At 54.3% G+C, this 21,741-nt stretch carries 25 protein-coding genes; 23 read left to right on the top strand and 2 right to left on the bottom strand.

Going from position 1 to position 21,741, the window contains the following annotated elements; genetic code table 11:
• The first annotated feature begins 4 nt into the window (after positions 1-4).
• The 4 genes from rsgA to spoVM all read left to right on the top strand — a co-directional run bounded on the left by rsgA (position 5) and on the right by spoVM (position 2,518).
• A complete protein-coding gene (rsgA, locus tag ACFOUO_RS06435) occupies positions 5-880 on the top strand; it encodes a ribosome small subunit-dependent GTPase A (protein WP_380703408.1) in 876 nt (291 codons plus the stop codon).
• Between the two features lie 3 nt (positions 881-883).
• Positions 884-1,561 carry a ribulose-phosphate 3-epimerase gene (rpe, locus tag ACFOUO_RS06430; RefSeq protein WP_380703406.1) on the top strand — a complete coding sequence of 226 codons (678 nt, stop codon included), beginning with the start codon at positions 884-886 and terminating at the stop codon, positions 1,559-1,561.
• A gap of 24 nt (positions 1,562-1,585) precedes the next feature.
• Positions 1,586-2,239: a thiamine diphosphokinase gene (locus tag ACFOUO_RS06425; RefSeq protein WP_380703404.1), complete on the top strand. Its 654-nt coding sequence runs from the start codon at positions 1,586-1,588 to the stop codon at positions 2,237-2,239.
• A gap of 150 nt (positions 2,240-2,389) precedes the next feature.
• A complete protein-coding gene (gene spoVM, locus ACFOUO_RS06420) occupies positions 2,390-2,518 on the top strand; it encodes a stage V sporulation protein SpoVM (protein WP_380703402.1) in 129 nt (42 codons plus the stop codon).
• Positions 2,519-2,713: 195 nt separating this feature from the next.
• On the opposite strand, the gene rpmB is transcribed toward spoVM, so the two are convergent.
• Positions 2,714-2,902: a 50S ribosomal protein L28 gene (rpmB, locus tag ACFOUO_RS06415; protein WP_380703399.1), complete on the bottom strand. Its 189-nt coding sequence runs from the start codon at positions 2,900-2,902 to the stop codon at positions 2,714-2,716.
• Positions 2,903-3,182: 280 nt separating this feature from the next.
• Between rpmB and ACFOUO_RS06410 the strand changes: the two genes are divergently transcribed.
• The 10 genes from ACFOUO_RS06410 to coaD all read left to right on the top strand — a co-directional run bounded on the left by ACFOUO_RS06410 (position 3,183) and on the right by coaD (position 13,095).
• Complete coding sequence (locus tag ACFOUO_RS06410) at positions 3,183-3,548, top strand: Asp23/Gls24 family envelope stress response protein (protein WP_380703397.1); 366 nt, start codon at positions 3,183-3,185, stop codon at positions 3,546-3,548.
• Positions 3,549-3,557: 9 nt separating this feature from the next.
• On the top strand, positions 3,558-5,255 hold the full coding sequence (locus ACFOUO_RS06405) for a DAK2 domain-containing protein (RefSeq protein ID WP_380704764.1): 1,698 nt from the start codon (positions 3,558-3,560) through the stop codon (positions 5,253-5,255).
• Between the two features lie 26 nt (positions 5,256-5,281).
• A complete protein-coding gene (locus tag ACFOUO_RS06400) occupies positions 5,282-6,139 on the top strand; it encodes a DegV family protein (RefSeq protein ID WP_380703395.1) in 858 nt (285 codons plus the stop codon).
• Between the two features lie 49 nt (positions 6,140-6,188).
• Positions 6,189-6,848 carry an L-serine ammonia-lyase, iron-sulfur-dependent subunit beta gene (sdaAB, locus tag ACFOUO_RS06395; RefSeq protein WP_380703393.1) on the top strand — a complete coding sequence of 220 codons (660 nt, stop codon included), beginning with the start codon at positions 6,189-6,191 and terminating at the stop codon, positions 6,846-6,848.
• 238 nt (positions 6,849-7,086) lie between these two features.
• Positions 7,087-7,977: an L-serine ammonia-lyase, iron-sulfur-dependent, subunit alpha gene (gene sdaAA / locus ACFOUO_RS06390; protein ID WP_380703391.1), complete on the top strand. Its 891-nt coding sequence runs from the start codon at positions 7,087-7,089 to the stop codon at positions 7,975-7,977.
• Position 7,978: 1 nt separating this feature from the next.
• Positions 7,979-10,027, top strand: a complete 2,049-nt coding sequence (gene recG, locus ACFOUO_RS06385) for an ATP-dependent DNA helicase RecG (protein ID WP_380703389.1) — start codon at positions 7,979-7,981, stop codon at positions 10,025-10,027.
• 591 nt (positions 10,028-10,618) lie between these two features.
• Positions 10,619-10,936, top strand: a complete 318-nt coding sequence (locus ACFOUO_RS06380) for a hypothetical protein (RefSeq protein ID WP_380703387.1) — start codon at positions 10,619-10,621, stop codon at positions 10,934-10,936.
• Positions 10,937-11,073: 137 nt separating this feature from the next.
• Positions 11,074-11,712, top strand: coding sequence for a hypothetical protein (locus ACFOUO_RS06375; RefSeq protein ID WP_380703385.1), 639 nt, complete (start codon positions 11,074-11,076; stop codon positions 11,710-11,712).
• Positions 11,713-12,034: 322 nt separating this feature from the next.
• Complete coding sequence (gene rsmD, locus ACFOUO_RS06370; protein WP_380703383.1) at positions 12,035-12,616, top strand: 16S rRNA (guanine(966)-N(2))-methyltransferase RsmD; 582 nt, start codon at positions 12,035-12,037, stop codon at positions 12,614-12,616.
• Positions 12,613-13,095, top strand: a complete 483-nt coding sequence (coaD, locus tag ACFOUO_RS06365) for a pantetheine-phosphate adenylyltransferase (RefSeq protein WP_380703381.1) — start codon at positions 12,613-12,615, stop codon at positions 13,093-13,095. The genes rsmD and coaD overlap by 4 nt, the downstream gene beginning before the upstream one ends.
• Positions 13,096-13,157: 62 nt before the next feature.
• Here coaD and ylbJ read toward each other — a convergent pair whose 3' ends face one another.
• Entirely contained in the window at positions 13,158-14,402 is a 1,245-nt protein-coding gene (gene ylbJ / locus ACFOUO_RS06360) for a sporulation integral membrane protein YlbJ (RefSeq protein ID WP_380703379.1), read from the bottom strand.
• Positions 14,403-14,557: 155 nt separating this feature from the next.
• Here ylbJ and ACFOUO_RS06355 point away from each other — a divergent pair, with 155 nt between their 5' ends.
• The 9 genes from ACFOUO_RS06355 to fabG all read left to right on the top strand — a co-directional run bounded on the left by ACFOUO_RS06355 (position 14,558) and on the right by fabG (position 21,740).
• A complete protein-coding gene (locus tag ACFOUO_RS06355; RefSeq protein ID WP_380703377.1) occupies positions 14,558-15,358 on the top strand; it encodes a patatin-like phospholipase family protein in 801 nt (266 codons plus the stop codon).
• Complete coding sequence (locus ACFOUO_RS06350) at positions 15,348-16,418, top strand: SepM family pheromone-processing serine protease (RefSeq protein ID WP_380703375.1); 1,071 nt, start codon at positions 15,348-15,350, stop codon at positions 16,416-16,418. Before ACFOUO_RS06355 ends, ACFOUO_RS06350 begins: the two co-directional genes overlap by 11 nt.
• Positions 16,419-16,489: 71 nt before the next feature.
• Positions 16,490-17,011: a YceD family protein gene (locus ACFOUO_RS06345; protein WP_380703373.1), complete on the top strand. Its 522-nt coding sequence runs from the start codon at positions 16,490-16,492 to the stop codon at positions 17,009-17,011.
• 43 nt (positions 17,012-17,054) lie between these two features.
• Complete coding sequence (gene rpmF / locus ACFOUO_RS06340) at positions 17,055-17,228, top strand: 50S ribosomal protein L32 (protein WP_380703371.1); 174 nt, start codon at positions 17,055-17,057, stop codon at positions 17,226-17,228.
• Positions 17,229-17,449: 221 nt separating this feature from the next.
• A complete protein-coding gene (fapR, locus tag ACFOUO_RS06335) occupies positions 17,450-18,010 on the top strand; it encodes a transcription factor FapR (protein ID WP_380703369.1) in 561 nt (186 codons plus the stop codon).
• The gene (plsX, locus tag ACFOUO_RS06330; RefSeq protein ID WP_380703367.1) at positions 18,010-18,999 is read left to right on the top strand and encodes a phosphate acyltransferase PlsX; all 990 of its coding nucleotides are present in this window, start codon (positions 18,010-18,012) and stop codon (positions 18,997-18,999) included. The genes fapR and plsX overlap by 1 nt, the downstream gene beginning before the upstream one ends.
• 6 nt (positions 19,000-19,005) lie before the next feature.
• On the top strand, positions 19,006-19,998 hold the full coding sequence (locus ACFOUO_RS06325) for a beta-ketoacyl-ACP synthase III (protein ID WP_380703365.1): 993 nt from the start codon (positions 19,006-19,008) through the stop codon (positions 19,996-19,998).
• Positions 19,999-20,041: 43 nt separating this feature from the next.
• Positions 20,042-20,980 carry an ACP S-malonyltransferase gene (gene fabD, locus ACFOUO_RS06320; RefSeq protein ID WP_380703363.1) on the top strand — a complete coding sequence of 313 codons (939 nt, stop codon included), beginning with the start codon at positions 20,042-20,044 and terminating at the stop codon, positions 20,978-20,980.
• Positions 20,981-20,996: 16 nt separating this feature from the next.
• Positions 20,997-21,740, top strand: coding sequence for a 3-oxoacyl-[acyl-carrier-protein] reductase (fabG, locus tag ACFOUO_RS06315; RefSeq protein WP_380703361.1), 744 nt, complete (start codon positions 20,997-20,999; stop codon positions 21,738-21,740).
• Position 21,741: the final 1 nt, after the last annotated feature.

Here is a 21,741-nt window from a genome sequence, read left to right as displayed (position 1 = left end):
CGGTATGCCGGAAGGGCAGATCGTAAAGGCCATCAGTGGCTTCTACTATGTTCGTACGCCGGAGGGGGATGTGCAGTGCCGTGCCCGGGGCGTTTTTAAGAAGAGGAAGTGGTCTCCCCTCGTGGGGGATCGGGTCCAATTTAACTATACGGAGAACGGGGAAGGGGTCGTGACGGATATTTACTCCCGGGAGACGGAACTCATCCGTCCGCCCATTGCCAATGTCGACCAGGCAGTAGTGGTGGGCTCTTTCCGGGAACCGGATCTCTCCCTCGACCTTCTTGATCGTTTTCTCGTTCATGCTGAGCGGGAGGGACTAGAGATCCTTATTTGCCTGACAAAACGGGATCTTGCCGGTGAAGAAGCAGAGGTAGACCGGGTACGGGCCATTTACAATCCGGCAGGCTATCCGGTCCTCATCACCAGCGTTCGGGAAGGGATCGGTATTGATGTCCTGAAAAAGGAATTGGCCGGAAGGCTGTCCGTGTTCGCAGGTCAGTCTGGGGTGGGCAAATCCTCTCTTTTGAATGCGGTCCTTCCTTCACTGGAACTGGCCACCGGTGAAGTGAGCCGCAAGTTGGGCCGAGGACGGCATACCACGCGTCAAGTGGAAATCCTGGAACTTCCGGAAGGAGGTCAGGTAGCTGACACTCCTGGGTTTAGCCAACTTGGTTTCACTGGAATGGAGGAGATAGAACTCTCCGCCTGTTTCCCGGAGATGGCTCTTCGGGCGCCAGACTGTAAATTCCGGGGCTGTCTTCACAAAAACGAACCCGGCTGTGCTGTCCAACAAGCGGTGGAGCGGGGAGAGATCGACAGGGGACGCTACCGGAACTACCGGCAATTCCTCGAAGAAATCCACGAACAACGGAGGTATTGAATCATGGTCAAGCTTGCACCTTCCATCTTATCTGCCGATTTTTCTCGTCTGGGTGAGGAGGTAGCGGACGTGGAACGAGGAGGGGCGGACTGGATCCATGTGGATGTCATGGACGGTCGGTTCGTCCCCAATATCACCATTGGGCCGCTGATCGTCGAAGCTATTCGGCCCCGTACGGAGTTGCCTCTGGATGTTCATCTGATGATTGAAGACCCGGATCGTTACATACCGGCTTTCGCCAAGGCGGGAGCAGACTGGATCTCCGTTCATGCGGAGGCTTGTGCCCATTTGCATCGAACCGTCCATTTGATCAAGGAAACGGGAGCAAAAGCAGGTGTGGTTCTCAACCCAGCTACTCCGGCGTCTACCCTGAAACCCATCCTGCCTGATCTGGATTTGATCCTATTGATGACAGTCAATCCGGGTTTCGGAGGACAAACCTTCATACCCGGGGTGGTGGATAAAATCGCCGAAGTGAACCGGATGCTGAGGGAACGGAATCTCACTGGAAGGGAAATCGAGGTGGATGGAGGCATCAATCCCGAGACGGCCCGGCAATGTGCTGCTGTAGGAGCGACGGTCCTGGTGGCAGGGTCGGCGGTTTTTGGCGAGGAGGATCGGGAAGCTGCGATCGCAGCCATCCGCCGTGGTGGGAGTCTAGGCGACGGTAGTTTAGTCTGAGTGTTCATGGGAAGGGGGGACGAGATGGGCTGTCGACGTGTTGTGATCGTGGCCGGAGGAGAGACGGATCTTTCGGATTTAAAACAGATTCAGGCAGAGGATACGGTCATCGGCGTAGATGGAGGAATTTTGCCTTTGTTGGAAAACAGCGTCCCTTTTCACCGAGCGGTGGGAGACTTTGATACGGTGGCGACGGAGGTAGTCCAACGTCTGTTGGAAAGAGGGATCCCGGTAGAAGAACTTCCAGCAGCGAAGGATATGACCGACACCCGATATGCCGTGGAGAGGGGATTGGAGGAAGACCCGGAGGAGATCCTCATACTGGGCGGTCTGGGAGGACCACGGATGGATCATGCCTTCGCTAACTTGTTGTTGCTGGAACGTATTGAAGCATGTGGCGTTCATGGGGTGATTCGCAACCAGTACAATCGAATTCGTTTGTTGACGGGGGAACGCGGGGCACTGGTTATGACAGGAGGGGAATTCCGCTATGTTTCCCTCCTTGCCCTGACGGATCGAGTGGAGGGCGTGACCTTGGAAGGGTTCCTCTACCCCCTGACCCATGCATGCCTGACGCGGGAAAATCCGGTCGGAATCAGCAATGAGCTGACGGGGAAGACGGCTCATGTCCGAATCCGAGAGGGGCAGTTATTGGTGATGGAGAGCAGGGATCGCTGACGCTGTGCGAAGTCGGCGTTTTTTTTATAGTGGGAAGGAGCTGTCCAAAGGGAGGTCGACAACTTGTCCCCGCCGGATGGAACCGGATTTGGGCGTGCTGTGATTCCGGTTCTAGGTACGTGCCACCCCCTATAGAATATAAATAAGTGTGTGGCGGGGAGAGCGCGCTTCGATCAAGACGAAGGAGGGGTAGGGGTGAAATTCTACACCATCAAACTCCCAAAGATCCTTGGCGGGATGGTCAAGGCCCTGCTGGGCGTTTTTAACAAACAAAGTTGAGTTTTCATCCGCCGGAACCTCATGCAGGCAACCGAACTGATTCCATCTGCCAATCATCGATCGCCCGGAAACCTGGGCGATTTCCGCTTTCCCAACCCAATCCGGTGTGCGGGATAAAGAAAACCCGGTCCCTCTTAGGCCGGGTTTCGATGTGATGGACAGCAAAAAAGCACCCGGAAGCGGTGCTTTTCAGACTTAGACGCGGGTCACTTTGCCCGATTTGAGGGCTTTCGTACTCACGTATACGCGTTTCGGTTTTCCGTCCACGAGGATGCGTACCTTTTGGACGTTCGCTCCCCATTTACGACGGCTTTTCCGGTTGGAGTGGCTCACCTTGTTGCCGGTGCGGCCCTCTTTGCCGGTGATGTAGCAACGACGTGCCATGTTCCCCACCTCCTGACATCGGTCGGAAGAATGAGGGTTTCCGAATGGCTCCACCATTCTCCCGAAAGGGTGTTCCTAACCGGTTTTTTGCTCCCCAACCCCCTGTCCTTCCGGGGACAATCTGGCAACAAAAATACTAAACCATTTTAGCACACGTGTTTCTCCCTTGCAAGAACAGGGGGCCTCAAGTATGATAAGACTGGTTGCTTTTCTTCCTTATACTGATATTGTACAATGAGTCTAACTGTGTAAGGATACCCCTTATTGGGAGGAATGTTGGATGACCTTGGATGTAAGTACAAACTTCGGCCAGATCGAAGTCTCCAACGATGTGATCGCCATCATTGCAGGCGTTGCAGCCATGGATTGTTATGGATTGGTGGGGATGGCTTCCCGCAGTCAGTTGAAAGATGGGATCGCTGAACTCTTGGGCCGGGAAAATTGGAGCAAAGGCATTGAAGTGAAAAGCCAAGACAACGAGATGGAGATCGACATGCACATCATTGTCGGTTACGGCACAAAAATTTCCGAGGTGGCGCACAATGTGCAGTCGAAAGTGAAGTATACGCTTGACCAGATGGTTGGTATCACGGTTCAACGGGTGAACATTTTTGTACAGGGTGTGCGGTTGGTCAACGAAGAGTAAGGGGGACCCCTGTTGGTAAAGCAGATAGACGCGAAGCTATTTACAAATATGATCCGGGCGGGGGCCGAGCGGTTGGATTCCCACGTGGACAAGGTGAACGCCCTCAATGTTTTCCCCGTTCCTGACGGGGATACCGGGACCAATATGAACCTGACCTTGACTTCGGGAGCGAAAGAATTGGATAGAAAATCCGCTTCCAGCAGTCATGTGGGCCAGTTGGCGGAAGCGCTTTCGAAGGGGCTTTTGATGGGGGCTCGCGGGAACTCCGGGGTGATTTTGTCCCAGCTCTTCCGAGGTTTCGGCAAAGGAGTGGCGGACAAGGAGACCTTGAATGCCCGCACATTCGCCGAAGGGCTGAAACAGGGGGTGGCGACCGCCTACAAAGCGGTTATCAAGCCCGTGGAAGGCACGGTCCTCACGGTTGCTCGGGAGGCAGCGGAGAAGGGGGTGGCCAAAGCCCGTAAAACGGATGATGCGGTTGCCGTGATGGAGACCGTCTTAGAAGAGGCGAGGCTTTCCTTGGAGAAAACGCCGAATCTCCTGCCGGTCTTGGCGCAGGCGGGCGTTGTGGATGCCGGTGGCCAGGGCCTGGTCACGATATATGAAGGTTTTTTGGCTGCCCTAACCGGGGAAGAGGTATCTTATTCGGTGGCTGAAAAAGCAGTGTCCTCTCCAGCTATGGAAACGATCGCTGAGATCGCCCATCAACGGAGTGCCCAGTCCCACTTCAATACGGATCAGATTGAACATGGGTACTGCACGGAGTTCATCGTACGGCTTGACGCCGAAAAAAGCCGGCTGGCCGGGTTCGATGAGGAGCAGTTCCGTTCCGATATGGGTCGTTTCGGCGACTCCCTTCTGGTGGTGGCCGACGATGATCTGGTTAAAGTGCATATCCATGCCGAACATCCTGGGGAGACCCTGAGCTATGCTCAGCGTTTTGGGGACTTGACGCGGATCAAGATCGAGAACATGAGGGAACAGCACAGCGGCATTCTAGAGCGGGAAGGTCATACGGCAGTGGCAACTCCGGATGAGAAGCCGGAGAAGAAACCCTTCGGATTTGTGGCAGTTGCCGCTGGTGACGGGATCGCCGATATCTACCGCAGTCTTGGTGTTGATGTGGTTATTCAAGGCGGACAAACAATGAATCCCAGCACCGAGGAAATCGTGCGAGCAATCGATGGGGTTCATGCGGAACACATCTTCATTCTCCCTAACAATAAAAACATCATCCTGACGGCGGAGCAAGTAGTAGAACTGGTCGAAATGCCAGTGACGGTTCTGCCTACACGAACCATTCCCCAAGGTCTGGCCGCTCTTCTTGCCTTTAATCCCGAAGAGGAAGTCGGGGAGAACCAGGGTCGGATGCTGGAGAGTGTCGATGCGGTTCAGTCCGGGGAGGTCACTTATGCGGTGAGGGACTCCCAATACGAGGGCGGAAAAATCGAAGAGGGCGACTTTCTTGGGATTAAAGAAGGGAAGATCCTCACGGTTGGAGGAAGCTTACTGGCTACTTCACGGGATCTCCTTTCCAAGATGCTGGCCGAAGGAGCCGACGTGGTGACCATCCTCTATGGAAAAGATGTGACGGATGCCCAGGTGAAAGAGTTGACTGACTATCTGAGCCGCAACTATCCCGAGGTCGAATATGATGTCCATTACGGCGGACAACCGCTTTATTTCTTCTTGTTTGCCGTCGAATAGAAAAATTTAAACGGGGGTGGTCTGAAATGGCAAAAGTGCACGTAGTTACCGACAGTACGGCAGATATCCCCGAGTCCCTCCGGGAAGAATTAGGAATCAGCGTCGTTCCGATCAAGGTTCACCTCGGTGGGCACTCTTATTTGGATGGGGTGAATCTTAACACGGAGGAATTCTACACCCGATTGAAGGAAACGGAAGAGATCCCCACTACTTCCCAACCCTCTCCGATCGATTTCGTGGAGGCGTTTCGCGAGGCGGCCAAGGATGGAGAGACCGACGTGATCTCCATCCATCTCTCTTCATCCTTAAGCGGTACATATCAGTCCGCTGTCCTGGCTCAGTCCATGGTGGAAGATGAATTGAAGGTGACCGTGATCGATTCCAAGGCAGCCGCTTTTGCCATTGGCATGATCGTGGTAGAGGTCGCCCGGGCGGCCCGGGAAGGAAAAACCCTGGATGAGTGTGTTGCCCTCGCCAATCAATTGATCGGAAGCCAGCGGATATACTTCCTCGTGGATACACTGGAATACCTCCAGAAAGGTGGTCGCATTGGTAAAGCCTCCGCTGTTGTCGGCTCCCTTCTCAACATTAAGCCGATTCTCTCCCTCAATCCGGAAGGAGTTATCTTCCCAGCGGACAAAGTACGGGGTAAAAATAAAGCCGCAGCTCGTATCCAGGAGCTCTTGAAGGAAGAATTCGGTGAGGGACCGGTGAAAGTATCCGTTCTTACCACAGATAACCCGGAAGAAGGGGATCATTGGGAAGAGCAATTAAAAGAAGTGTTCGATGTAAAGGAAACATTCCGGGCGGAAATCGGACCCGGTATTGGTTCCCACGTCGGCCCTGGTACCCTGGCTCTCGTTTTCCACCCTGCAAAAGGTTGATGTAACAGAAGCCAACCGTTTATCCGAACAGATTAAAGGAGGGTAACCCGTGAAGTATCGTTCCGTTTTTGATATCATAGGTCCTGTTATGATTGGCCCTTCTAGTTCTCATACGGCAGGGGCGGCACGGATCGGGAGAGCCGCCCGTTCCTTGTTCGGTCGGAAGCCGGATCGGGTGACGGTTACTTTCTACGGTTCTTTCGCCAAGACTTACCGAGGGCATGGAACGGATATCGCCATTATCGGAGGGGTCCTCGGCTTTGACACCTCTGATGAGCGGATCGTACGTTCCCTAGAGATTGCCGAAAGGGAAGGAACTGTGGTAACCTTCGTTGAATCGGAAGAGGTTCCGGACCATCCAAATACCGCCCGCCTCCTTTTGGAGGACGGCGAAGGGTCGACGGAAATGGTCGGTATCTCCATCGGGGGAGGAAAGATGGAAGTCGTCGAGCTGGACGGTTTTGAACTCCGGCTGTCAGGCAGCTCACCCGCCCTCCTGATTAAGCATCATGACCGCTACGGGGCTATCGCCAAAGTGGCGACGGTGCTGGCTGACCATCACATTAATGTGGGATATATGCAGGTTTCACGGAAGGAAAAGGGTTCCCAGGCCTTGATGATCATCGAAACGGATCAGGCCGTCGGCGGGAATGTACAGCAGGAGATTGAAGAACTTGGTGAGGTTACAGGTGTGACTGTTCTCTCCTGACGAAAATAGCCCTTATTGAAAAAGAAATGATGCCGCCAACTCCCCCCATAGGGGCCGGTTGGCGGTTTTTCATCTGTTTTTTCCTGCCCTGCCTTTGTCCGTGCATATGATACAATGGGCGTGCGGACCCTTACAGAGAATGGAGGATACTGGGGTATTCCGATCCTATCGCGGATAAGATGGGACCAGCCTGGCATCATCCTTGATTTGATATTACGGAAAAAAGGAGCCGATCATGATGAATTTTCGTACCATTGCCGAACTGATCGAGCTGGCTGAGTCAGAGGGGATGCCTATCTCCGAGGTGATGATCCGAAAGGAGATGGAAACCTTTGACAAGTCGAGGGGGGCGGTCTTTGACCAGATGGCTGCCAACCTGGAGGTGATGGAAAAAGCGATCAAACGGGGCTTGGAAGAGCCGGATCTGAAATCCCCCAGCGGCCTTTCCGGCGGGGATGCACAGAAAATCCGCGACTATGTGCATAAGGCGGATACTCTCCTTTCAGGGGCACAGGTTTTGGATGCGGTTTCACGCTCGATGAGTGTCTCTGAGATCAACGCGGCGATGGGGACAATCGTCGCTACACCAACCGCAGGGGCTTGCGGGATTCTGCCGGGTTGCGTGTTTTCGGCGGCGGACCGGTTGGGCTCCAGCCGGGAGGCGATGGTTCGGGCACTCTTCGTCAGCGGGGCCATCGGATACTGTATTGCCAACAATGCCTGCATTTCCGGAGCAGCCGGGGGATGCCAAGCGGAAGTGGGAGCTGCAACAGGGATGACAGCGGCTGCCGTGGTGGAAATGGCTGGTGGAACCCCCTCCCAGTCAGCTCAAGCAGTGGCTATTGCTTTGAAGAATATGCTAGGTCTCGTGTGCGATCCGGTGGCCGGTCTGGTAGAGGCCCCCTGTGTTAAGCGAAACGCGATGGGCGGAGCGATTGCTATGGTAGCGGCAGACATGGCGATGGCGGGGGTGGAAAGCGTCATTCCTCCTGACGAGGTGATTGAAGCGATGTACCGGATTGGCCGGGATATGCCGACCAGCCTGAAGGAGACCGCGCTGGGAGGGTTGGCGGCGACACCGACCGGCCGAACGTTGGAACGCCGGATTTTCGGCTCGACCGCAGAATAATATGGACCTAAGTCAACAAGCGGTGACCAACGTGGAAGGAGTGGGGGAGAAACGGGCTGAAGAGTTGGCTCAACTCGGCATTCACAGTATCCAGGATCTCTTCCATCACTTTCCTTATCGATATGAAGACTATCGGTTGGTCACCCCGGCAGATGCGGTGCATGAAGAGAAGGCTACCTTTCGTGGCAGGCTTTTCGGAGAGCCGAGTGTCCGTTGGTACGGAAAGAAAAAGTCCCGCCTTTTCGCCCGTATGGAGGTGGAGGGAGTCCATATTCAGGTCGTCTGGTTCAACCAGGCTTTTCTGAAGAAAAAGCTGATTCCTGGACAGACGGTAACGGTCTCCGGCAAGTGGGATGCCCACCGCTTGCAATTGACTGCCGACCGTACATTCCTGCGTACAGCGGACCAGGAAAAACAGGCAGGGCGGTTGGAGCCGGTTTATTCGGTTGCCGGCTCCCTGTCTGTCTCTTGGTTGCGTAAAACGATTAGCCGCGCCTTTGCCCAGTACGGTCGTCACATCGAGGAAGTCCTCCCAGCAGAGCTTCTTACGGAATACAAGCTGATGGAACGGGCTAAGGCCATGTACCTGCTCCATTTCCCGAGGGGAAAGGAGGAAGGGAGGCTAGCCCGCCGACGTATGGTATACGAGGAGCTCTTCCTTTATGAGCTAAAGCTTATGTGGCACCGACGCCGCTTAAAGAAGGAGATGGGGGGGACACCCCGGCCCTTCGATCATGAGAAACTCTCTGCATTTATTCATACATTACCGTTTCCTTTGACCAGTGCCCAAGAGCGGGTGGTTGGGGAGATCTTGGCAGACTTAGAAAGCGAAGAACGGATGAACCGTCTACTTCAGGGGGATGTCGGTTCCGGGAAGACGGTGGTAGCGGCAATTGCCCTCTATGCCAACTATCTCGCCGGTTATCAGGGTGCAATGATGGTCCCGACGGAGATTTTAGCGGAACAACACTTGAAGTCCATCAAAGAACTGCTGGAACCGATGGGATTGACGGTGATGGCTTTGACGGGTGGAATGACTGTCCGGGAACGGCGGGAAGCCCTCGGCCAGGTGCAGATGGGGTTGGCCGATATTCTTGTCGGTACACATGCTTTAATCCAGGAGACGGTGGAGTTCCGAAGACTTGGGCTTGTCATCACCGATGAACAGCATCGGTTCGGCGTCAAGCAACGATCCCTTTTGCGGGAGAAGGGTGAATTACCGGATGTCCTCATGATGACAGCCACGCCCATCCCCCGAACACTGGCGATTTCCGCCTATGGAGATATGGATGTCTCTACCATCGACGAACTCCCCGCTGGCCGGCTACCGGTGGAGACCTATTGGGTAAAATCGGATGTCTGGTCACGGGTGGTGGGCTTTATTCGTAAACAATGTGAAGCAGGGCAGCAGGCCTATGTCATCTGTCCCTTGATCGAAGAATCGGAAAAGATCGATCTGCAAAATGCACAATCCGTTTTTGAATCAATCACCCAAGAACTGGCTCCGATCCGGGTGGGTCTCCTTCACGGTAAAATGGCCCCCGGAGAAAAAGATGAGGTGATGAAGAGCTTCGCTGGTAATGAGGTACAAGTACTCGTTTCCACAACAGTGGTGGAGGTGGGCGTCAACGTACCCAACGCCACCGTGATGGTTGTCTACGACGCAGACCGTTTCGGCCTTGCCCAGCTTCACCAGCTCAGGGGACGGGTGGGCAGGGGAGGCGGCACCTCCACTTGTATTCTGGTAGCAGAACCCAAGTCGGAAACCGGGATCGAGAGGATGCGGGTGATGACGGAAACAACCGACGGTTTCGAGGTCGCTCGCCGTGACCTGGAACTGCGCGGTCCGGGGGATTTTTTGGGGGTGAAACAAAGCGGGGTGCCTGCGTTCAAAGTGGCCGACTTAATGGAAGATTCCCGCGTGCTGGAAGTGGCACGGGCTGATGCTGCCCGCCTGGTTGAAAGCGATGCGTTCCATGAACGGGCGGAGTATGCGGGGTTGCGGGAAACCCTTACCCGATTTGAAAAGGAACAAACAAATTTAGATTAAACAAGTTTTAATTCCGGGATGAATTCATATATTGGATTGTGACCGCAAAACCCGGAGGTTGGAGTCCTCCGGGTTTTGGATGGGAAGGTATGTGCCCTGCCTTTTAATGGTAAGGGCTTTTTTTTCGGCATTTTCGCTTGGCTCTCTGTCCGTAGCGCTGTGACAGCTGCGTCAAAGTCTCGACCATTCTGACGACCGCAGAGAAAAGCAAGATCCATCTCTCCACGTTCGTACCCTCCTTTCCGGCATGTGGTCCGACGGTCGAGGTTGCTGGGGCCAACTCCAGAATTCCATAGGGTTGACGCAGGTAAGTAGGAGAGTGGTGTTAAAGATTCATCGTGTTGCAAAAATGAGTGGCGCGTTCTTATCCTGCCCAATTTTTCGAAAATAATGCGAAAGGGGAAGGCTCGGAGAAAAACGGGGAATTGGCCTAATTCTAATATACCAAATAAGTGTAATGTTGTAAATACATAGAAAAACACTTTTTTGGGCTTAGACTCATCTCCTCTTGAAAATAAAATCCTCTAGGTTACCCCGGGCTAAGGGTGTTGCATAGGTATAGGAGAGAGAGGATCGGGGAGGCGATAAAACATGAATGCCGGTAAAAAAACACTCTACCGGGAAGTAGCCCAGACGGTTAACCAGGCTTTAGGACGCAAGGCGATCACCCCGGAACGGATCGCCCGAACCGTGGAGGAAGCCCACGGATTACGGCAGAGGCGCGGGGTTTTCGCCTTGTTACAGTATGTTAACCAATTACCAAATCGTTATTTTACGGAAGAGGAATTAGAAATACTGAAAGCTCATCCCAGGAGGCGGGAGTTAACCAACCGGATGCTTGCCCATTTGGTCCGAGAAGGGATTATCACGTATACCGAATCTATGATGCTGAAGCGGATGGTTCCCTGATGGAACCAGTAGGGCATCTTTCCTGATTTTTGGGTGAGGGAGTAGGCATTTGCCGGGGACAGGCAAAGACCCTCCTTCATATGGTATTAGTGTACTGAATTTTAGGCAGCCTCGCCTCTGAAAGGAGGATTTGCTCTGTGAAAAATCAACCGCGCCGTGTTTCACAGAAGGCCAATCGATTGGAATGGCTAAGGAACAAGATGGAGCAGTTTTCCGAACAGCGCCCCCCAGGTCGGACGAATGATCTGCCTCCCGAGCCACCTCGCGGATATTCCTCCGAAGCTCCGGAGGGGGAACCCGGATGGGATGTTCCCTTTGGTTTCCTCGGCTTGGATGAGGGTCCTATGCAGGGTCCTATACAGGATCGCCGCCCTGGGCCTTCCAAAGGCACAAGGAATACACGGGAAGAGGAGACTCAAGCACGAGAGCAGCATCCTTGGCCGGAAGAAATGTTGGGGTGGGACGGTCCCCCTCCTCCCCGAGAACCTTCTTCCTGGAACCACGAAAGACCCCGCCATACGCCGGAAAACGAAAAACAGGCAAATGAGAACGCCCCTCGCTCCCGGGAAGATTGGACCGACCCCTTGCACGAGCAACCGAAGAACACCAAGCCACAGACTGAAGCGTTACCGTCCCGCCATAAGAGTGAGGGAGAATGGGAGGAGCTGCCCGCTCTCTTTGATGAGACGGAGACGGTAGGAAAAGCCAAGGTGCGGCAGCGCCGTGAAAACGCCGGATATCGACGTGGAAACAATCGCCGCCGCCGTCGGCGTTGATTCCCCACCACGCAACCTGCGGATTCTGCAGGTTGTTTTTTTGCAAAAAAACAGCCCGCCGATTAGCGGGCCAATGGTACCCGCCGTTATGGGCGGATACTGAATGGGAGAGGAGAAACCGGAGGAAGAGCTTATGGGGAAACGTAAGTCTTCTCCGCGGTTCGACAGCATCTCCCGACGCCGTCACTCCTATCTTTGCCAAGGGTTGAGAAAATATACATCCCTTCACAAATTTTTTCCGGGGGAGGTTGGTCTCGTTTCCAACGGGATAAGCTTTATGATAGGATTAAACATGTTCAATTCGGCTGAAGAAGGTGTGGATATGCGAATTATCGCCGGCAGTTCCAAGGGAACCCGCCTGAAGACGGTTCAGAGTTTCCACGTCCGGCCGACAACGGATCGGGTGAAGGAGTCCTTGTTTCAGGTGATCGGTCCCTTTTTTGATGGAGGATGGGTGTTGGATCTTTTCGCTGGCTCCGGCTCTCTCGGGTTGGAGGCGCTCAGCCGGGGCGCAGATCGGGCAGTTTTTGTTGATCGAGACAGGGCTAGCGTTGACGTGATCCGCCGTAACCTGGAGGCGGCCCGAATGGGTAGGCGTGCCGAGGTTTATCAACGGGACGCCCGGGCGGCTCTTCGTATTCTCGCCAAACGGGAAACGGCCTTTCGGTTGATTTTTTTGGACCCTCCTTACAAGGAGGATATCCTGCCTGACATCCTGACCGCCATCGACGAAAGAAAGCTGCTCGAAGAAGGCGGGTGGGTTATCGCGGAACATGGTGGGGATCGGCCCTTGGGTCCGGCATACGGTCGGCTGGTTCAATCGCGCTCCCTGGTGTATGGGGATACTCAGATCGATCTGTACACCCGGGAGGCGGATTCGGAAGAAGGAGGTGGCAACCGATGAGGTTAGCCGTCTATCCAGGTAGTTTTGATCCGATCACCGTTGGACATCTCGATATTATCCGTCGAGGTGCCCGAGTGTTTGATAAGGTGGTCGTGGCTGTTCTACATAATTCCAAGAAACATCCGCTCTTCTCGGTAAAAGAACGGACAAGCATGATCCGTGAAGTGACGGCTGAGATCCATAATGTGGACGTGGACAGTTTCGAAGGTCTCCTAATCGATTACGTTCACGGCCGGAACGCCAGTACGGTCATTCGGGGCCTGCGGGCGATTACGGATTTTGAATACGAACTGCAATTTGCCTCAATGATGAAAAAGCTGGATCCGGATGTGGAAACCTTGTTTATGATGACCAACAACCAGTATTCTTTTCTTAGCTCCGGCATTGTGAAAGAAGTGGCTCAATATGGGGGAAATATAAAAGATCTTGTCCCGCCCGTGGTGGAACGAGCTCTAAAGGAAAAATATGCAGACCGGTGAACCCGATGAAGCCATCGGGTTTTTTGTAATAAAGAAGAGAATAGAATAAAGAATCAGGAGGATTAGCGGAGGAGAAGACGACGGATCGCCCGGATTCCAAGGGCGGCTAACATCAGGGTGCCAAGTAGAAGGAGTGCGCGCCAGCCGAGGTATTGCACCCGCTCCGGAAAACCAGCCCAACCTGCCTCCGGGATCTGGCGCAAAAAAGCGGGCACGGCAGCATCGGAGGTGAGCAGGTAGCGCCCAACAGGCTCCCAGATCAGGAGGGTGATCGAACCGGCAAAAAGAGCATGGATGAAACGAGCGACACAGTAAGGGGTATAGCGGATGTCCGTTCGGCTAAGGATACTGGCCACTTGGGCGTGGACAGAAAAACCGCTCCAGGCGATAATGGCTCCGGTGACGGCCATTTTGTAAGCCATGTGTACCGTAATAGGGACTTGGGAAGCCACTTGGGCTCCCAGGGTGATTTCAAACAGACCGGCAATTACCGACGGAGCCAATTCCTCAGGGAGTCCGATTCCTTTGAACAGGAATCCGACAGCGGCGGCAAATATCCCGGTGATTCCTACCTGGGTCAGAACGTCGATAATAACGGAGAACATGATGATAAAACCACCGATTCCCATCAACGTATTGACGGAAGAACTAATTGCGTCCCCCATGAGTTGCCCCAAGCTTCGTCCATCGGAAAGGCGGGCCCGATGCATAGCTTGTAATGCCCGCCACAGAAAAAAAGTGGAATCTTCTTTCGGTGAAGGGGTGGCGGCTCCCTTCGGCTCATGGAAGCGCATGAGAAAGCCTAGTAAGAGACTGGAGCTGTAATGGGCGACAGCGAGGGAGACACCCAGAGAAACATCATGAAAAAAACCGACAGCCACGGCTCCGAACATAAACAGGGGGTCAGCAGTGTTGGTGAAGGAAACGAGCCGCTCTCCTTCCGTACGGGAGATCAGTTTCTGTTCCCGCAGACGTGCGGTAAGCTTGGCGCCTATCGGATATCCGGAAGCCAGTCCCATTGCCATCACGAAAGCACCTACCCCCGGGACCCGGAAAAGAGGTCTCATCATCGGCTCTAGAAGCACCCCAAGAAAATGGACCACACCGAATCCCATCAGGATCTCGGAAGCGATAAAGAATGGCAGAAGAGCGGGGAAGACGACATCCCACCAAATCTTCAGCCCTTTCAGGGACGATTGGAAGGCTTGTTCTGGATATAAAATCAGAGACAAGACAAGGAAGAGGGCCACGGCTCCAAGGGTGACGGAGCGGATTCGGTTACGGAGAACGGTGTTCATCGGCCGCATCGAGACCCTCCCGTTCATCAGGGATTTGATAACATGTCTACGCACCATCATCGGGAAATAGACCGCTCGTCTCATCGCTCCTTCGGTGACGAAGGCATATCTCTAAAGGGTAGAGGAAACACCAGGTGTCGCCTGGGATAAAGGAGGAGGACGAGTTGGGAGAGCGGCCGAGGGTGGGCCTGGCACTGGGCTCGGGGGGAGCAAGAGGGTTGGCGCACATCGGGGTGTTGAAGGTTCTGCGGGCTGAGGGAATTCCGGTGGATTTAGTAGCGGGGAGCAGTATTGGCAGCCTAGTGGGGGTCATGTTTGCCAACGGAGTAGACTTGGAAATGATGGAGAAGCTAGCCATCCACCTCAAACGGAAACACTGGCTGGATTTGACTGTCCCCCGGCGGGGGTTTGTCACCGGAGCCAAGGTGAAAGAAATGGTTCGTCTCCTCACTCACGGAAAGAACCTGGAGGAATTGCCGCTGCCGACAGCGGTGGTCGCGACAGATCTGGTCAAAGGGGAACGGGTGGTTTTCCGTTCAGGTCCGATTGACATCGCTGTCCGGGCCAGCATCTCCATCCCTGGCATCTTTGAACCGGTGATTCATGAGGGACGTACGCTGGTGGACGGAGGGGTTATTGATCGGATTCCAATTACGGTCGTGAAAGAAATGGGAGCGGACGTCATTATCGCAGTGGATGTGGTTCCCCGGACGACGACGGCCAAAATTGATCATATCTTTGATGTCATTACACAGACTTTAAGCGTCATGGAAAGGGAAATATTAAATCAAAGGCTCTTGGGGGCAGATGTTCTCATTCACCCGGATCTGACGGAGATCAGCCCGACAGCCTTCACTCGCGTAGAAGAATGTATCCGACGGGGAGAGGAGGCTGCAATCATCCAAGTGAAACGGATCAAGAGTATGATTGGTGACTGGGGAGGCAAGAACAAACATGGAGGATAAAAGAACCACGTGGTACCGGAGGCCCTGGGCTATCCCGGTGATCGCCCTCATCGTGATGATTGGCGTCTTATTTCTGATACCGGTTCCCTACTATATCATGCAGCCCGGATCGGCATTGGAAGTAAGGCCCATGATTCAAGTGAAGGATACCCGTAGTAAGGAAAAAGGCAGCTTTTATATGACCACGGTTGCGATGCGGGAAGGAAACCTTTTGGGATGGGTGGCTGCTAAGATTGATTCCACCTATCAGTTGGTTCCAAAGCAGAAGGTGCTGGGCGAAGGGGAGAACCCCAAGGAATACGAAAAGCGTCAGGCGGAAATCATGCATGCATCCCAGCAGGATGCCGTTTTGGCTGCTTTCCATCAGGCGAAGCGGCCGGTGAGTGAAAAGCTTCTCGGTGTTCAGGTTTTTAGACTAATTGAGGACATGCCTGCGGAAAAAGTATTAAAGGAGGGGGACTTGATCAAAAAGGCGGACGGGAAACGAATTCGTCGTTCGGAGGAGTTGGTGGGGTACCTCTCTGGTAAAAAGCCCGGTGAAAAGGTCCAGTTAACGGTGAAACGAAATGGGAAGCTGACGGAGAAGGAGCTTCGTCTGGGAACGCTGGACGCCAGCAGCGGAGTAAAACGGGCCGGGATCGGAATTCAGCCTGTGACGTTGCGGAAGGTGACCACCAAACCCGAAGTCAACATTCATGCTGATTCCATCGGTGGCCCCTCAGCTGGTCTGATGTTTTCCCTGGAAATTATCAACCAGATCGGAGGAGAAGACCTGACCCGGGGTTACCGGGTGGCCGGAACGGGTACGATCACTCCTGAAGGGGAAGTGGGCCAAATCGGAGGTGTCCAGCATAAAGTGGCTGCGGCGGATGAGAAAGGGGCCGACATTTTTTTCGTCCCTGCCGACCGTCGGCCGGGCGACAGCAATGAAAAACGAGCAGTCAAGACAGCACGTCAGATCGGGACGGATATGAAGGTGGTACCGGTCAAGACATTGGGAGATGCCATCACCTATCTAAAGAAGCTCCCTCGGGATCATTCGGAGAAAAATGCAGCCTGAAAAGGGAGAAACGTTGACAGAGCCCGTTTGTATCACATATAATTACCCTGTTTGGTAAGGGAGTCGGTACGATGCTGATATCCTTCCGGGAATTGAACAAAAAACCCGGTCCCATGGAAGAAGAAGGGCTTGTCACACTGGAGGGGCTGGAGAAGGAACACCCGGATCTCCTCCACCTGGACCCTCTGAGGGTTCATGTGACGGCCTGGAAAGACCAGGGGCTTTATCAGGTGCAAGGCAGGCAGGAGTCGAAGGGGCAGTTTCGTTGTTCTCGCTGCCTAACTTCTTTTGAACGGCCTCTGACGATGGACTGGTTCGAACTCTTCACCACGGATGAAGATCGTGCTCGCGAGAGTGAAGAGGAAGATCAGGAGATCCGTTTGGCCGCTGTGGATCGGCCGACGGATTTGACCCCGTACATCAGGGAGTCCTTGCTCCTGAATCTGCCCTTTGCTCCGGTCTGTCAGGAAGATTGCAAGGGGCTGTGTCCAACATGCGGAACCAATTGGAACTATGAGACTTGCCAGTGTGACAATCGGGTTGTCGACCCGCGTTTGGCCAAACTGGAAGAACTCTTGAAGCGGGATGATTAATCCTCTATCCATGGAATGGTTGCCAGATAAGGGGGGTGAGAACATGGCAGTGCCTTTTCGACGGACATCCAAAACCCGTAAGCGCAAACGTCGGACCCACTTTAAATTGTCTGTTCCGGGTATGGTGAAATGCCCGCAATGTGGTGAACAAAAACTGTCCCATCGCATTTGCAAGGAATGCGGCTACTACAAGGGATCCGAAGTGGTTAACGACTGATTTTCCCGTTAGGGAGCGAAAGGACCTCGATAGCAGGTCCTTTTTTCGTCGCTAGATAGGGAATATTTTTCCACATAATGAGTGAGGTTACGAATAGCGGGCTTTTGGCGTCGGTAGAAACTTGATATTCAATAAGAGGTTGTCATCAGGATGGGGTTTCCGCTATACTGATTTAGTACTTGGTATTAGCATGTGGTTATAAAAGGTGGTGAGCCCCGGTTGTGCGTCTGTCAAAAAAAGAACGGCAGAAAAAATTGAGCCTTGCATGGGAAGCGGAGCCCTTTTTGACGGACGAAGAGATGGCACGCCGCTTACATGTCAGTATCCAAACCATTCGTCTCGACCGGATGGAACTGGGCATCCCGGAACTAAGAGATCGAATCAAGGATATGGCCGAAAACAATTTCGATCGGGTCCGATCCCTTCACCCTGAAGAAGTGATCGGGGAAGTGACGGAGCTGACACTGGACGACAGCGGCGTGTCCGTCTTAAAGATCAGGGAAGAGCACGTATTCGCCCGAAACGGAATCGCCCGGGGACACCATCTGTTTGCACAAGCGAATTCCCTAGCGATCGCCGTCGTTGACGCCGAAACAGCACTGACCGCCACAGCAGGCCTCCGCTTCGTCCGCCCGGTGCGGTTGGGAGAAAAATGTGTGGCACGAGCCCGTGTCACGCAAAAAAAAGGTAATCGCACCCAGTTGGATGTTCGAACGAGTGTCGGGGATGAGGTTGTATTTCAAGGAGTTTTCGATGTTCACCGCACAAAGGAGGACCAATAATGCGTATCGCTTTTGATGCCATGGGGGGCGATCATGCCCCCCAGGCCGTGATCGACGGGGTCCTTCAGGCAGCCAAAACATGGCCGGACACGGAATTTGTCCTCCTCGGGACCGAAGAGTCTGTCCGTCCGGTTCTGGAAGCAACGGGGATGGATAACGTGTCCATCCATCCGGTGACGGAATGGATCGAGGCCGCGGAAGAGCCCGTTCGGGCTGTCCGGCGGAAAAAGGATTCTTCCCTCGTGGTCGGATGCCAGATGGTGAAAGAAGGGGCAGCGGATGCCTTTATCAGTGCTGGGAACACAGGCGCTCTCATGGCGGCTGGTCTCTTGATCACCGGGCGCATTCAGGGGATTGATCGTCCTGCTCTTGCCCCGGTTTTTCCAACCGTGACAGGGAAAGGGATGTTGGTCTTAGATGTAGGGGCCAATCCCGACGCCAAGGCCGAACACCTGAAACAGTACGCCCTGATGGGCAGTATTTTCGCAGAGAAGGTCTTGGAATACGACACACCACGGGTAGGTCTTCTCAATATCGGGACAGAAGAGGGAAAAGGGACTTCTTTAACAAAAGAAGCTTATAGGATGATCCAAGAACTACCCGTCCATTTTTCCGGAAACGTGGAAGCGCGGGATGTTCTAAACGGGGTATGCGACGTGCTCGTTTGCGACGGTTTCTCCGGCAATATCTTGCTAAAGAACACCGAAGGCGTGGCCAAAACCTTCTTTGACCGTTTGAAACAAGAGTTTACCCGGACGTTCATCAATAAATTGGCCGCGGCGGTCTTGAAGCCCGGCTTGAAACGTTTCGCTTCCAGCATGGATTATAAGGAACACGGAGGCGCTCCGCTTTTAGGCTTGGTCAGACCGGTGATCAAAGCCCATGGGTCCTCCGATGCACGAGCGGTTTTCAATGCCGTCCGGCAGGCGCGCCTCTTCGTGGATCGGGGCGTTATCAAACGGATTTCCGAGGAATTAGAGAGGGGATGAGGACCGATGGGATCGGTTGGCATCATCGGAACGGGCGCCTACCTGCCTGAGAAAGTTCTAACCAACGCGGATTTGGAGAAAATAGTAGATACCAATGATGAATGGATCGTCACCCGCACAGGGATTCGGGAACGGAGAATCGCCTCCGAGGAGCAGGCCTCCTCGGACCTGGCTGTGGAATCCGCCCGCAGGGCGTTGGAGGCTGCGAATCTATCAGCCGATCAGTTGGATTTAATCATTGTGGCAACCGTTACGCCGGACATGTCCTTTCCTGCGACGGCCTGCCTGGTGCAGGACGCGCTGGGGGCAAAAAAGGCAGCTACGTTCGATCTTTCAGCCGCCTGCACCGGCTTCATTTACGGGGTGAGTGTTGCCTCCCAGTTCATCCAGAACGGAATCTATCGGCACGCCCTTGTAGTCGGGGTAGACTGTCTATCCCGGATCACTGATTTCACGGACCGTAACACCTGCGTACTCTTCGGGGACGGAGCGGGGGCAGCGGTCCTCGGGCCGGTGGATGAGGGAGAAGGATTCCTCTCTTTTGAACTGGGTGGGGATGGGTCCGGTGGACATCTGTTAAAACAGCCTGCCGGAGGCTCTCGGCTGCCGGCGACAAAAGAGACCGTGGAGCAAAAACTTCACACTATGACGATGAATGGCCGGGAAGTGTTTAAGTTCGCTGTCCGTGTCCTAGGGGTTTCGGCGGAGGAAGCACTCCGCAAAGCGGGGCTTTCCAAGGAGGATATCGACTACCTCATCCCCCATCAGGCCAACGTTCGCATTATCGAAGCGGCGGTGGAACGATTGGGCATTTCCCAGGATAAAGTAGTGGTGAATCTGGACCGCTATGGCAATATGTCCTCGGCTTCGGTCCCGGTCGCCCTAGATGAAGCTGTTCGGGAAGGCCGGATCCACAAAGGAGATACGCTGGTTCTCGTCGGTTTCGGTGGAGGGATGACCTGGGGAGCAACCGTCCTCAAGTGGACGATGGACACGTAAGGTTCCGGTCGCTTGACCGGGTTACATAGAGGGGGGAAGAGACTTGGGCAAGATTGCGTTTCTATTTCCAGGACAGGGGTCGCAAGCGGTTGGGATGGGGAGTTCCCTGTGCGATGCTGACTCACGTTCCCGGGAATGCTTTGCAGAAGCGGATAGGATTCTCGGCTACTCCCTATCGAAGCTGTGCTTCGAAGGACCCGAAGATGAACTGCGCCTGACAGCCAATGCCCAACCTGCTTTGCTGACGGCTAGTGTTGCGCTGCTGCCTCTCTTTGAAGAAGCGGGTATCCGGCCGGATTTTGTCGCTGGTCACAGCCTGGGTGAATACTCAGCTTTGGTGGCGGCAGGGGCGATGAGCTTTTCCGACGCCCTTCGCACCGTGCGTCAGCGTGGGTTACTGATGGAAGAGGCGGTGCCCGCAGGCCAAGGGGCGATGTCTGCCGTCCTCGGGTTGGGCAGGGAAGCCGTCGAGACGGCCTGCCGGGAGGTTTCCGGCGCTGGCGGGGGTGCCGTGGAACCGGCCAACTACAATTGCCCGGGCCAATTGGTCATATCCGGGGAGAAAAGAGCAGTGGAAGCTGCCGGTGAGAAATGTAAGGAAGCAGGTGCCCGGCGTGTGGTTTCCCTGCCGGTGAGTGGTCCCTTCCACTCCAGCCTGATGAAACCGGCGGCAGACCGTATGGAAGAGGTTTTGAAGGAGTTTGAGGTGAGTGATGCCCAAATTCCGGTGGTGGCAAATGTCTCGGCTACGCCTCAGCAGGAAGCGGAAAAAATCCGTCGTTCCCTGGTGGAGCAGGTGTCTTCCCCAGTTCTATGGGAAGACAGCATGCGCTGGATGGTGAACGAGGGGGTCGACACCTTCATCGAAATCGGCTCCGGCAATGTTCTGACCGGCCTGGTCCGCAAAGTCGAGCGGAGAGTGACGGCTCTTTCTGTCCAAGATAAGGACTCGTTCCAAAAAGTGTTGGATAAACTGGCCTAACAGAGGAGGATCTTTCATGCTGAACGGAAAGGTCGCGATCGTAACCGGCGGTTCCCGTGGCATCGGACGGGCGGTCTCCCTTGCCCTTGCGAAAGCGGGAGCGGATGTAGCGATTATTTATGCGGGTAACAAGGAGGCAGCCGAGGATACCGCCTCTGCCGTCCGGGATGAAGGGCAGAAGGCCTTGGTGATCCGGGCGGACATCTCTCAGGCGGCGGATGTCGATGCTGCGGTTAAAGAAGTGGTATCCGAGTTCGGTCGGGTCGACATCCTGGTCAACAATGCCGGTATTACCCGGGACAATCTGATACTCCGAATGAAGGAAGAGGATTGGGACCAGGTCCTAAATACCAACTTGAAAGGCGTCTTCTTCTGTACGAAGGCGGTCACCCGCCCGATGATGAAGCAACGGGGCGGTCGCATCATTAACGTCAGTTCTGTGGTCGGCCTCGTCGGCAATCCGGGACAAGCCAACTATACGGCGGCGAAAGCCGGGGTGCTGGGTCTTACCAAAACGACGGCTAAGGAATTGGCCAGCCGCGGAATTACCGTCAATGCCGTGGCCCCTGGCTTTATCGAAACGGATATGACGGCAGAGTTGGGTGAGGACGTAAGGGAAGGTATGACGAGCCAAATCCCCCTCGCCCGGCTTGGAAAGCCCGAAGATATCGCTCATGTGGTTGTCTTCCTCGCTTCCGATCAGGCGGGTTACATCACGGGTCAAACCCTCAACGTAGACGGCGGCATGGTAACCGCATAAC

It is taken from the genome of Salinithrix halophila (assembly GCF_042650125.1).
Taxonomy (GTDB): Bacteria; Bacillota; Bacilli; order Thermoactinomycetales; family DSM-45169; genus Salinithrix; species Salinithrix halophila.
This window is presented reverse-complemented; position numbering and strand designations above follow the sequence as displayed.